The 9,610-nt window shown below is 65.7% G+C and carries 20 protein-coding genes; all 20 read left to right on the top strand.

Annotation, left to right across the window (positions count from 1 at the left end):
- Positions 1–398 precede the first annotated feature (398 nt).
- The 20 genes from rpsJ to rpmD all read left to right on the top strand — a co-directional run bounded on the left by rpsJ (position 399) and on the right by rpmD (position 9,609).
- Positions 399–707, top strand: a complete 309-nt coding sequence (gene rpsJ / locus AC067A_RS06070; protein WP_003948644.1) for a 30S ribosomal protein S10 — start codon at positions 399–401, stop codon at positions 705–707.
- A 10-nt stretch (positions 708–717) separates the two neighbouring features.
- A complete protein-coding gene (gene rplC / locus AC067A_RS06065; protein ID WP_017239574.1) occupies positions 718–1,362 on the top strand; it encodes a 50S ribosomal protein L3 in 645 nt (214 codons plus the stop codon).
- Positions 1,363–1,369: 7 nt separating this feature from the next.
- Positions 1,370–2,020, top strand: coding sequence for a 50S ribosomal protein L4 (rplD, locus tag AC067A_RS06060; RefSeq protein WP_478615133.1), 651 nt, complete (start codon positions 1,370–1,372; stop codon positions 2,018–2,020).
- A complete protein-coding gene (gene rplW / locus AC067A_RS06055) occupies positions 2,020–2,343 on the top strand; it encodes a 50S ribosomal protein L23 (protein ID WP_015035575.1) in 324 nt (107 codons plus the stop codon). Before rplD ends, rplW begins: the two co-directional genes overlap by 1 nt.
- Positions 2,344–2,383: 40 nt before the next feature.
- Positions 2,384–3,220 (top strand): 50S ribosomal protein L2, encoded by an 837-nt coding sequence (gene rplB, locus AC067A_RS06050; RefSeq protein WP_017239576.1) that lies wholly within the window; start codon positions 2,384–2,386, stop codon positions 3,218–3,220.
- A 12-nt stretch (positions 3,221–3,232) separates the two neighbouring features.
- Positions 3,233–3,514 carry a 30S ribosomal protein S19 gene (rpsS, locus tag AC067A_RS06045; protein WP_015035577.1) on the top strand — a complete coding sequence of 94 codons (282 nt, stop codon included), beginning with the start codon at positions 3,233–3,235 and terminating at the stop codon, positions 3,512–3,514.
- Positions 3,515–3,556: 42 nt separating this feature from the next.
- Positions 3,557–3,904 (top strand): 50S ribosomal protein L22, encoded by a 348-nt coding sequence (gene rplV / locus AC067A_RS06040; RefSeq protein ID WP_004571827.1) that lies wholly within the window; start codon positions 3,557–3,559, stop codon positions 3,902–3,904.
- Positions 3,904–4,752: a 30S ribosomal protein S3 gene (gene rpsC, locus AC067A_RS06035; protein WP_033201982.1), complete on the top strand. Its 849-nt coding sequence runs from the start codon at positions 3,904–3,906 to the stop codon at positions 4,750–4,752. Before rplV ends, rpsC begins: the two co-directional genes overlap by 1 nt.
- Positions 4,753–4,757: 5 nt before the next feature.
- Positions 4,758–5,177, top strand: a complete 420-nt coding sequence (rplP, locus tag AC067A_RS06030) for a 50S ribosomal protein L16 (protein ID WP_017239579.1) — start codon at positions 4,758–4,760, stop codon at positions 5,175–5,177.
- Positions 5,177–5,401 (top strand): 50S ribosomal protein L29, encoded by a 225-nt coding sequence (rpmC, locus tag AC067A_RS06025; RefSeq protein ID WP_017239580.1) that lies wholly within the window; start codon positions 5,177–5,179, stop codon positions 5,399–5,401. The genes rplP and rpmC overlap by 1 nt, the downstream gene beginning before the upstream one ends.
- Positions 5,401–5,682, top strand: coding sequence for a 30S ribosomal protein S17 (rpsQ, locus tag AC067A_RS06020; protein ID WP_015035582.1), 282 nt, complete (start codon positions 5,401–5,403; stop codon positions 5,680–5,682). Before rpmC ends, rpsQ begins: the two co-directional genes overlap by 1 nt.
- Before the next feature lie 100 nt (positions 5,683–5,782).
- Positions 5,783–6,151 carry a 50S ribosomal protein L14 gene (gene rplN, locus AC067A_RS06015; RefSeq protein ID WP_003956455.1) on the top strand — a complete coding sequence of 123 codons (369 nt, stop codon included), beginning with the start codon at positions 5,783–5,785 and terminating at the stop codon, positions 6,149–6,151.
- A 2-nt stretch (positions 6,152–6,153) separates the two neighbouring features.
- Complete coding sequence (gene rplX, locus AC067A_RS06010) at positions 6,154–6,465, top strand: 50S ribosomal protein L24 (protein WP_017239581.1); 312 nt, start codon at positions 6,154–6,156, stop codon at positions 6,463–6,465.
- On the top strand, positions 6,462–7,019 hold the full coding sequence (gene rplE, locus AC067A_RS06005) for a 50S ribosomal protein L5 (protein ID WP_026058276.1): 558 nt from the start codon (positions 6,462–6,464) through the stop codon (positions 7,017–7,019). Before rplX ends, rplE begins: the two co-directional genes overlap by 4 nt.
- Positions 7,020–7,024: 5 nt before the next feature.
- Positions 7,025–7,210: a type Z 30S ribosomal protein S14 gene (locus AC067A_RS06000; RefSeq protein ID WP_003948630.1), complete on the top strand. Its 186-nt coding sequence runs from the start codon at positions 7,025–7,027 to the stop codon at positions 7,208–7,210.
- A gap of 222 nt (positions 7,211–7,432) precedes the next feature.
- On the top strand, positions 7,433–7,831 hold the full coding sequence (gene rpsH / locus AC067A_RS05995; protein ID WP_015035585.1) for a 30S ribosomal protein S8: 399 nt from the start codon (positions 7,433–7,435) through the stop codon (positions 7,829–7,831).
- A gap of 21 nt (positions 7,832–7,852) precedes the next feature.
- Positions 7,853–8,392 carry a 50S ribosomal protein L6 gene (gene rplF, locus AC067A_RS05990; RefSeq protein ID WP_478615124.1) on the top strand — a complete coding sequence of 180 codons (540 nt, stop codon included), beginning with the start codon at positions 7,853–7,855 and terminating at the stop codon, positions 8,390–8,392.
- A gap of 3 nt (positions 8,393–8,395) precedes the next feature.
- Positions 8,396–8,779 carry a 50S ribosomal protein L18 gene (rplR, locus tag AC067A_RS05985; protein WP_017239584.1) on the top strand — a complete coding sequence of 128 codons (384 nt, stop codon included), beginning with the start codon at positions 8,396–8,398 and terminating at the stop codon, positions 8,777–8,779.
- A 45-nt stretch (positions 8,780–8,824) separates the two neighbouring features.
- A complete protein-coding gene (rpsE, locus tag AC067A_RS05980; RefSeq protein WP_030214033.1) occupies positions 8,825–9,427 on the top strand; it encodes a 30S ribosomal protein S5 in 603 nt (200 codons plus the stop codon).
- Positions 9,427–9,609 (top strand): 50S ribosomal protein L30, encoded by a 183-nt coding sequence (gene rpmD / locus AC067A_RS05975; RefSeq protein WP_015035589.1) that lies wholly within the window; start codon positions 9,427–9,429, stop codon positions 9,607–9,609. The genes rpsE and rpmD overlap by 1 nt, the downstream gene beginning before the upstream one ends.
- The last annotated feature ends 1 nt before the right edge of the window (position 9,610 follow it).

The following is a 9,610-nucleotide window of genomic DNA, read 5'->3' as shown; positions in this document are numbered from 1 at the left end:
GCGCCTCGGCGCTTACCCGTACGTGACGTGGGGTACAGTCTTCGATCCCGATTGGCGGCGGGAAGGCCGCGTATGGCAGACTGTCGGGGTTGCTCGGTTGAGTGCCGATGCTGCGCGCCTCCCGTCGGGAGGACCGGAAGCGAGTCCCACAGTACTCGTCGACCCTTCGGGTCGGACGTACGGGAATCTTCTGGGAAGCGTCAGCGGGGTGCCGGCCAGGCTCCCGGTGGGTGTTCGGCCCCCGACTCGCGGTCCTGGTGACCGCACCCCCTTGGTTGGGAAATCCTCTGGGATTTCTGCGTAGAGGGAGTGCGACACGCCCGACCGCGTGGGTCGGAGGTAGGACGCGAACCGACCGGCGAGACAGAGCGTTACGAGACAAAGGACTACTAGTAGCCATGGCGGGACAGAAGATCCGCATCCGGCTCAAGGCCTACGACCACGAGGTCATCGACTCCTCGGCGAAGAAGATCGTCGAGACGGTGACCCGCACTGGTGCGTCGGTCGCGGGCCCGGTGCCGCTGCCCACTGAGAAGAACGTGTACTGCGTCATCAAGTCGCCGCACAAGTACAAGGACTCGCGCGAGCACTTCGAGATGCGCACGCACAAGCGCCTCATCGACATCCTCGACCCCACGCCGAAGACGGTTGACTCGCTCATGCGCCTCGACCTCCCGGCGGGCGTCGACATCGAGATCAAGCTCTGAGGGCGCGCAGATGGCTAAGAACATCAAGGGCATCCTGGGCGAGAAGCTCGGCATGACGCAGGTCTGGGACGAGAACAACCGGGTCGTCCCGGTGACCGTCGTCAAGGCCGGCCCCAATGTCGTGACCCAGGTGCGTACGAACGACGTCGACGGCTACGAGTCGGTCCAGATCGCCTTCGGCGAGATCGACCCGCGCAAGGTGAACAAGCCCCTCAAGGGTCACTTCGCCAAGGCCGACGTCACCCCGCGCCGCCACCTGGTGGAGCTCCGCACCGCTGACGCCTCCGAGTACACGCTCGGCCAGGAGATCACCGCCGAGCTCTTCGAGGCTGGCGTGAAGGTCGACGTCACCGGCAAGAGCAAGGGCAAGGGCTTCGCCGGTGTCATGAAGCGCCACAACTTCCGTGGTGGCAAGGCTTCGCACGGTGCCCACCGCGTGCACCGCAAGCCCGGTTCGATCGGTGGCTGCGCCACTCCGGGCCGTGTCTTCAAGGGCATGCGCATGGCCGGTCGCATGGGCAACGAGCGTGTGACCACCCAGAACCTGACCGTCCACGCCGTTGACGCCGAGAAGGGTCTGCTGCTCATCAAGGGCGCCGTCCCCGGCCCCAACGGTGGCCTCGTCCTGGTCCGCACCGCGGCCAAGGGGGTTTGAGGAACCGATGAGCACCATTGACATCCTTTCGCCGGCAGGCGACAAGGCCGGGACCGTCGAGCTCCCCGCGGAGATCTTCGGCGCCAAGGTCAGCGTTCCGCTGATCCACCAGGTCGTCGTCGCGCAGCTGGCCGCGGCCCGTCAGGGCACGCACAAGACCAAGACCCGTGGCGAAGTCCGCGGTGGCGGCAAGAAGCCCTACCGTCAGAAGGGCACCGGCCGCGCCCGTCAGGGTTCGACCCGCGCCCCGCAGTTCGCCGGTGGTGGCGTCGTCCACGGCCCGCAGCCGCGTGACTACTCGCAGCGGACCCCGAAGAAGATGAAGGCCGCCGCCCTCCGCGGTGCCCTCTCGGACCGGGCCAACCACTCCCGCATCCACGTCGTCACCGGCGTGGTCGAGGGTGAGGTCTCCACCAAGGCCGCGAAGACGCTGTTCGGCAAGATCTCGGAGCGCAAGAACCTGCTCCTGGTCGTCGAGCGCTCCGACGAGGCCGCGTGGCTGTCCGCTCGTAACCTGCCCCAGGTGCACATCCTGGAGCCGGGCCAGCTCAACACGTACGACGTGATCGTCTCCGACGACGTGGTCTTCACCCAGGCCGCCCTCGAGTCTTTCGTGTCTGGCCCCCAGACCGTTGAGACCGAAGGGAGCGACGCCTGATGACTGAGGCCGTCGTCACCAGCAAGACCTTCTCGGACCCGCGCGACATTCTGATCAAGCCGGTCGTCTCGGAGAAGAGCTACGCCCTGCTGGACGAGAACAAGTACACGTTCATCGTCGCGCCTGGCTCCAACAAGACCCAGATCAAGCAGGCCGTCGAGGCGGTCTTCTCGGTCAAGGTCACCGGGGTCAACACGATCAACCGCCAGGGCAAGCGCAAGCGCACCAAGGCCGGTTTCGGCAAGCGCAAGGACACCAAGCGCGCCATCGTGACCCTTGCCGAGGGCAACCGTATCGACATCTTCGGCGGTCCGACCGCCTAACGGCGGTCTGGATCGTCCGGAATCGGACGAGGACTGAGAAATGGGAATCCGCAAGTACAAGCCGACTACGCCGGGCCGCCGTGGCTCCTCCGTAGCCGACTTCGTCGAGATCACGCGGTCCACGCCGGAGAAGTCGCTGGTCCGCCCCCTGCACAGCAAGGGCGGCCGTAACAACACCGGTCGGATCACGGTTCGACACCAGGGTGGCGGCCACAAGCGCGCCTACCGCGTGATCGACTTCCGTCGTCACGACAAGGACGGCGTGCCGGCCAAGGTCGCTCACATCGAGTACGACCCCAACCGCACCGCGCGCATCGCGCTGCTCCACTACCTGGACGGCGAGAAGCGCTACATCATCGCCCCCAAGGGTCTGACGCAGGGTGACCGCGTCGAGAACGGCCCCGGCGCTGACATCAAGCCCGGCAACAACCTGGCGCTCCGCAACATCCCGGTCGGTACCACGATCCACGCGATCGAGCTCCGTCCCGGTGGCGGCGCCAAGTTCGCGCGCTCCGCTGGTGCGTCCGTGCAGCTGCTGGCGAAGGAGGGCACGATGGCCCACCTTCGTATGCCGTCCGGTGAGATCCGTCTCGTCGACGCCCGCTGCCGCGCCACCATCGGCGAGGTCGGCAACGCCGAGCAGTCGAACATCAACTGGGGCAAGGCCGGCCGTAAGCGCTGGCTTGGCGTTCGCCCGACCGTTCGCGGTGTGGCGATGAACCCGGTCGACCACCCGCACGGTGGTGGTGAGGGCAAGACCTCCGGTGGTCGTCACCCGGTCTCCCCGTGGGGTCAGAAGGAGGGTCGTACTCGCTCGCCGAAGAAGGCTTCGAGCAAGTACATCGTCCGCCGCCGCAAGACGAACAAGAAGCGCTAGGAGCGGGTTTAGATGCCGCGCAGTCTCAAGAAGGGACCCTTCGTCGACGGCCACCTCGTCAAGAAGGTGGACGCCCAGAACGAAGCCGGTACCAAGAACGTCATCAAGACCTGGTCCCGTCGCTCGATGATCATCCCGGCCATGCTCGGCCACACGATCGCGGTGCACAACGGCAAGACCCACATTCCGGTGTTTGTCACCGAGTCGATGGTCGGCCACAAGCTCGGCGAGTTCTCGCCGACGCGCACCTTCCGGGGTCACGTGAAGGACGACCGGAAGTCGAAGCGCCGCTAGTAGCGGGGTGGAATGACCATGACAGACACTGGAAGGACAACCATGGAAGCCAGGGCCCAGGCGCGGTACATCCGCGTCACGCCCATGAAGGCCCGCCGCGTGGTGGACCTTATCCGTGGCATGGATGCCACGGAGGCTCAGGCGGTCCTGCGTTTCGCCCCGCAGGCCGCGAGCGTGCCGGTCGGCAAGGTGCTGGACAGCGCCATTGCCAACGCCGCGCACAACTACGACCACACCGACGCCTCTTCGCTGGTCATCAGCGAGGCGTACGTGGATGAGGGCCCGACCCTGAAGCGGTTCCGTCCGCGTGCTCAGGGCCGTGCCTACCGGATCCGTAAGCGGACCAGCCACATCACCGTGGTCGTCAGCAGCAAGGAAGGAACCCGGTAATGGGCCAGAAGGTTAACCCGCATGGGTTCCGGCTCGGCATCACCACGGACTTCAAGTCCCGCTGGTACGCCGACAAGCTGTACAAGGACTACGTCAAGGAAGACGTCGCCATCCGTCGGATGATGACGTCCGGCATGGAGCGCGCCGGCATCTCGAAGGTTGAGATCGAGCGCACCCGTGACCGCGTGCGGGTGGACATCCACACCGCGCGTCCCGGCATCGTCATCGGCCGCCGTGGCGCCGAGGCCGACCGCATCCGCGGTGACCTCGAGAAGCTCACGGGCAAGCAGGTCCAGCTGAACATCCTCGAGGTCAAGAACCCCGAGATGGACGCCCAGCTGGTCGCTCAGGCCGTTGCCGAGCAGCTCTCCTCCCGCGTCTCCTTCCGTCGCGCCATGCGTAAGAGCATGCAGGGCACGATGAAGGCCGGCGCCAAGGGCATCAAGATCCAGTGCGGCGGTCGTCTCGGCGGCGCCGAGATGTCCCGCTCGGAGTTCTACCGCGAGGGTCGTGTGCCGCTGCACACGCTCCGCGCGAACGTGGACTACGGCTTCTTCGAGGCCAAGACGACCTTCGGTCGCATTGGCGTCAAGGTCTGGATCTACAAGGGCGACGTCAAGAACATCGCCGAGGTCCGCGCCGAGAACGCTGCGGCCCGTGCGGGTAACCGCCCGGCCCGTGGTGCCGGCGCTGGCGACCGCCCGGCCGGCCGTGGTGGCCGCGGTGGCGAGCGTGGCGGCCGCGGCCGCAAGCCGCAGCAGCAGTCCGCGCCGGCTGCCGAGGCCCCCAAGGCCGAGGCTCCCGCCGCCGCTGCCGCTCCGGCTGAGAGCACCGGAACGGAGGCCTGACCGACATGCTGATCCCCCGTAGGGTCAAGCACCGCAAGCAGCACCACCCGAAGCGCTCCGGCGCCAGCAAGGGTGGTACGCAGGTTGCGTTCGGCGAGTACGGCATTCAGGCCCTCACGCCGGCGTACGTGACCAACCGCCAGATCGAGGCGGCTCGTATCGCGATGACCCGCCACATCAAGCGTGGCGGCAAGGTCTGGATCAACATCTACCCGGACCGCCCGCTGACGAAGAAGCCCGCCGAGACCCGCATGGGTTCCGGTAAGGGTTCTCCGGAGTGGTGGATCGCGAACGTCAAGCCGGGTCGGGTGATGTTCGAACTGTCCTACCCGAACGAGAAGATCGCGCGCGAGGCCCTCACCCGTGCGGCCCACAAGCTGCCGATGAAGTGCAAGATCGTAAAGCGCGAAGCAGGTGAGCTGTGATGTCGGCCGGTACCAAGGCGTCCGAGCTGCGCGAGCTGGGCAACGAGGAGCTTCTCAACAAGCTCCGCGAGGCCAAGGAAGAGCTGTTCAACCTCCGCTTCCAGGCGGCGACGGGTCAGCTCGAGAACCACGGTCGGCTCAAGTCCGTCCGTAAGGACATCGCCCGGATCTACACCCTGATGCGTGAGCGTGAGCTGGGCATCGAGACGGTGGAGAACGCCTGATGAGCGAGAGCAACGTGACTGAGAAGACCGAGCGCAACGCTCGCAAGGTCCGCGAGGGCCTGGTCGTCAGCGACAAGATGGACAAGACCGTCGTCGTCGCTGTCGAGGACCGCGTCAAGCACGCGCTGTACGGCAAGGTCATCCGCCGTACGAACAAGCTCAAGGCTCACGACGAGCAGAACGCTGCCGGCATCGGCGACCGCGTCCTCCTGATGGAGACCCGGAAGCTGTCCGCCACGAAGCACTGGCGCGTCATCGAGATCCTCGAGAAGGCCAAGTAATTCTTGAAGGGGTAACCCTTCGAGTTCGTTCCGCCAGGCTCGGCCGGGGCTTCCACGCGAAGCCCCGGCCGGGAACCGGCAGACAAATCAGGAGATAGACGTGATCCAGCAGGAGTCGCGACTGCGTGTCGCCGACAACACTGGTGCCAAGGAGATCCTTTGCATCCGTGTTCTCGGTGGCTCGGGTCGCCGCTACGCGGGCATCGGTGACGTCATCGTCGCCACCGTCAAGGACGCGATCCCCGGTGGCAACGTGAAGAAGGGTGACGTCGTCAAGGCGGTCATCGTTCGCACCGTCAAGGAGCGCCGCCGCCAGGACGGCTCGTACATCCGCTTCGACGAGAACGCCGCTGTTATTCTCAAGAACGACGGCGACCCTCGTGGCACCCGTATCTTCGGCCCGGTCGGCCGTGAGCTGCGCGAGAAGAAGTTCATGAAGATCATCTCGCTCGCGCCGGAGGTGCTGTAAGCATGAAGATCAAGAAGGGCGACCTGGTCCAGGTCATCACCGGTAAGGACAAGGGCAAGCAGGGCAAGGTCATCACGGCCTTCCCCAGCGAGAACCGCGTCCTGGTCGAGGGTGTCAACCGGGTCAAGAAGCACACCAAGGCCGGCCCGTCGCAGGCCGGTGGCATCGTCACGACCGAGGCTCCGGTCCACGTCTCCAACGTCCAGCTGGTCGTGGAGAAGGACGGCAAGAAGGTCGTCACGCGTGTCGGTTACCGCTTCGACGACGAGGGCAACAAGATCCGCGTTGCCAAGCGGACGGGTGAGGACATCTGATGGCTACCACCACTCCGCGTCTCAAGACGAAGTACCGCGAGGAGATCGCGGGCAAGCTGCGTGAGGAGTTCTCCTACGAGAACGTCATGCAGATCCCCGGCCTCGTGAAGATCGTGGTCAACATGGGTGTCGGCGACGCCGCCCGTGACTCGAAGCTCATGGACGGTGCCGTCCGTGACCTGACCACCATCACCGGTCAGAAGCCGGCCATCACCAAGGCCCGCAAGTCCATCGCGCAGTTCAAGCTGCGCGAGGGTCAGCCGATCGGTGCGCACGTCACCCTCCGTGGCGACCGCATGTGGGAGTTCCTGGACCGCACCCTGTCGCTCGCGCTGCCGCGCATCCGCGACTTCCGTGGTCTGTCCCCCAAGCAGTTCGACGGGCGTGGCAACTACACCTTCGGTCTCACGGAGCAGGTCATGTTCCACGAGATCGACCAGGACAAGATCGACCGTGTCCGGGGTATGGACATCACCGTGGTGACCACGGCGACCAACGACGACGAGGGCCGTGCCCTTCTGCGTCACCTCGGCTTCCCGTTCAAGGAGGCGTAAGCGAGATGGCGAAGAAGGCTCTCATCGCGAAGGCTGCCCGCAAGCCCAAGTTCGGCGTGCGCGGCTACACGCGCTGCCAGCGCTGTGGTCGTCCCCACTCCGTGTACCGCAAGTTCGGCCTGTGCCGCGTGTGCCTTCGTGAGATGGCTCACCGTGGCGAGCTGCCGGGCGTGACCAAGAGCTCCTGGTAACTCCCTTCTGTCCATAGGACGTTAGGGATGACCAGAGACTCTCGGTAAGCATTGGGTCGGCGGAGGCCCACCCCCGCATGCTTTAGGCTTGTGGGGTTGGGCGTCCGCCGCCCGTACGACTTACTACGCCGTAGGTCCCCGCGCCGCACCCGTCCCGCCCCTGTGTGGGGAGAGGGATGGCGCATACAGGAAACCCCGGCGAGAGAGGCCGAAGGCCAATTCATGACCATGACTGATCCGATCGCGGACATGCTGACTCGTCTGCGTAACGCGAACTCGGCATACCACGACTCCGTGACGATGCCGCACAGCAAGATCAAGTCTCACATCGCGGAAATCCTCCAGCAGGAGGGCTTCATCACGGGCTGGAAGGTCGAGGACGCCGAGGTCGGCAAGAACCTCGTCCTCGAGCTCAAGTTCGGTCCGAACCGTGAGCGCTCCATCGCGGGCATCAAGCGGATCTCGAAGCCCGGTCTCCGGGTTTACGCGAAGTCCACCAACCTGCCGAAGGTCCTCGGCGGCCTGGGCGTGGCGATCATCTCCACGTCCCACGGTCTCCTGACCGGCCAGCAGGCAGGCAAGAAGGGCGTAGGTGGGGAAGTCCTCGCCTACGTCTGGTAGTCGGGAAAGGAAGGAAAGCTCATGTCGCGTATTGGCAAGCTGCCTATCCCGGTTCCCGCCGGTGTGGACGTCACCATCGAGGGCCGCACGGTCACGGTGAAGGGTTCCAAGGGCACCCTGAACCACACCGTTGCCGCGCCGATCGAGGTCGCTAAGGGTGAGGACGGCGTTCTCAACGTCACCCGCCCGAACGACGAGCGTCAGAACAAGGCCCTTCACGGCCTGTCCCGCACGCTGGTGGCCAACATGATCACCGGTGTGACCCAGGGTTACGTGAAGGCGCTCGAGATCAGCGGTGTCGGTTACCGCGTGGCCGCGAAGGGCTCCGCTCTGGAGTTCCAGCTCGGCTACAGCCACCCGATCCTGATCGAGGCGCCCGAGGGCATCTCGTTCAAGGTCGAGTCCCCGACCAAGTTCTCGGTCGAGGGCATCGACAAGCAGAAGGTCGGCGAGGTCGCGGCGAACATCCGCAAGCTGCGGAAGCCCGACCCGTACAAGGCCAAGGGCGTCAAGTACGCCGGCGAGGTCATCCGCCGCAAGGTCGGAAAGGCTGGTAAGTAAGCCATGGCATACGGTGTGAAGATCGCCAAGGGCGACGCTTACAAGCGTGCCGCCAAGGCCCGCCGCCACATCCGCATCCGCAAGAGCGTGTCGGGTACGGCGGAGCGTCCGCGCCTCGTCGTGACGCGTTCGAACCGTGGTATCACCGCTCAGGTCATCGACGACCTCAAGGGTCACACCCTTGCGTCGGCGTCGACCCTGGACGCGTCGATCCGCGGCGGCGAGGGTGACAAGTCCGCGCAGGCCAAGCAGGTCGGTTCCCTGGTCGCCGAGCGCGCCAAGGCCGCCGGCGTCGAGGCTGTCGTGTTCGACCGTGGTGGCAACAGGTACGCCGGGCGCATTGCCGCTCTGGCTGACGCCGCCCGCGAAGCCGGGCTGAAGTTCTAAGCCCCGGTTCCGGGACTAACGGACGTAACAGAGAGAGGTAATCCAATGGCTGGACCCCAGCGCCGCGGAAGCGGTGCCGGTGGCGGCGAGCGGCGGGACCGGAAGGGCCGCGACGGTGGCGCTGCCGCCGAGAAGACCGCGTACGTTGAGCGCGTTGTCGCGATCAACCGCGTCGCCAAGGTTGTCAAGGGTGGTCGCCGCTTCAGCTTCACCGCGCTGGTCGTGGTGGGCGACGGTGACGGCACCGTAGGTGTCGGTTACGGCAAGGCCAAGGAAGTTCCCGCGGCCATTGCCAAGGGTGTCGAGGAAGCCAAGAAGAACTTCTTCAAGGTTCCGCGCATCCAGGGCACCATCCCTCACCCGATCACGGGCGAGCGTGCCGCGGGCGTCGTGCTCCTGAAGCCGGCTTCCCCCGGTACCGGTGTCATCGCCGGTGGCCCGGTGCGCGCCGTGCTCGAGTGCGCCGGCGTTCACGACATCCTGTCGAAGTCGCTTGGCTCGTCCAACGCGATCAACATCGTGCACGCGACCGTGGCGGCCCTCAAGGGCCTGCAGCGTCCCGAGGAGATCGCGGCTCGCCGTGGTCTGCCCCTCGAGGACGTCGCCCCCGCGGCTCTGCTCCGTGCACGTGCTGGGGCGGGTGCGTAATGGCTCGCCTCAAGGTCACGCAGACGAAGTCGTACATCGGCAGCAAGCAGAACCACCGCGACACCCTGCGTTCGCTTGGCCTCAAGAAGGTCAACGACGTGGTTGTCAAGGAGGACCGCCCCGAGTTCCGCGGAATGGTTCACACCGTCCGCCACCTCGTGACGGTCGAGGAGGTTGACTGAC

This window comes from Streptomyces sp. NPDC043176, from assembly GCF_056436715.1.
The sequence above is the reverse complement of the archived record's forward strand: the minus strand, read 5'-3'. Positions and strand labels throughout refer to the sequence as shown.

What these genes read in the sequence shown, in the direction of transcription:
- rplB (WP_017239576.1), top strand. Translation starts at nt 2,384, where the DNA reads ATGGGAATCCGCAAGTACAAGCCGACTACGCCGGGCCGCCGTGGCTCC.
- rplR (WP_017239584.1), top strand. Translation starts at nt 8,396, where the DNA reads ATGGCATACGGTGTGAAGATCGCCAAGGGCGACGCTTACAAGCGTGCC.
- rpsS (WP_015035577.1), top strand. Translation starts at nt 3,233, where the DNA reads ATGCCGCGCAGTCTCAAGAAGGGACCCTTCGTCGACGGCCACCTCGTC.
- AC067A_RS06000 (WP_003948630.1), top strand. Translation starts at nt 7,025, where the DNA reads ATGGCGAAGAAGGCTCTCATCGCGAAGGCTGCCCGCAAGCCCAAGTTC.
- rpmC (WP_017239580.1), top strand. Translation starts at nt 5,177, where the DNA reads ATGTCGGCCGGTACCAAGGCGTCCGAGCTGCGCGAGCTGGGCAACGAG.
- rplF (WP_478615124.1), top strand. Translation starts at nt 7,853, where the DNA reads ATGTCGCGTATTGGCAAGCTGCCTATCCCGGTTCCCGCCGGTGTGGAC.
- rplD (WP_478615133.1), top strand. Translation starts at nt 1,370, where the DNA reads ATGAGCACCATTGACATCCTTTCGCCGGCAGGCGACAAGGCCGGGACC.
- rplV (WP_004571827.1), top strand. Translation starts at nt 3,557, where the DNA reads ATGGAAGCCAGGGCCCAGGCGCGGTACATCCGCGTCACGCCCATGAAG.
- rpsQ (WP_015035582.1), top strand. Translation starts at nt 5,401, where the DNA reads ATGAGCGAGAGCAACGTGACTGAGAAGACCGAGCGCAACGCTCGCAAG.
- rpsC (WP_033201982.1), top strand. Translation starts at nt 3,904, where the DNA reads ATGGGCCAGAAGGTTAACCCGCATGGGTTCCGGCTCGGCATCACCACG.
- rplW (WP_015035575.1), top strand. Translation starts at nt 2,020, where the DNA reads ATGACTGAGGCCGTCGTCACCAGCAAGACCTTCTCGGACCCGCGCGAC.
- rplP (WP_017239579.1), top strand. Translation starts at nt 4,758, where the DNA reads ATGCTGATCCCCCGTAGGGTCAAGCACCGCAAGCAGCACCACCCGAAG.
- rpsH (WP_015035585.1), top strand. Translation starts at nt 7,433, where the DNA reads ATGACCATGACTGATCCGATCGCGGACATGCTGACTCGTCTGCGTAAC.
- rpmD (WP_015035589.1), top strand. Translation starts at nt 9,427, where the DNA reads ATGGCTCGCCTCAAGGTCACGCAGACGAAGTCGTACATCGGCAGCAAG.
- rpsJ (WP_003948644.1), top strand. Translation starts at nt 399, where the DNA reads ATGGCGGGACAGAAGATCCGCATCCGGCTCAAGGCCTACGACCACGAG.
- rplC (WP_017239574.1), top strand. Translation starts at nt 718, where the DNA reads ATGGCTAAGAACATCAAGGGCATCCTGGGCGAGAAGCTCGGCATGACG.
- rpsE (WP_030214033.1), top strand. Translation starts at nt 8,825, where the DNA reads ATGGCTGGACCCCAGCGCCGCGGAAGCGGTGCCGGTGGCGGCGAGCGG.
- rplX (WP_017239581.1), top strand. Translation starts at nt 6,154, where the DNA reads ATGAAGATCAAGAAGGGCGACCTGGTCCAGGTCATCACCGGTAAGGAC.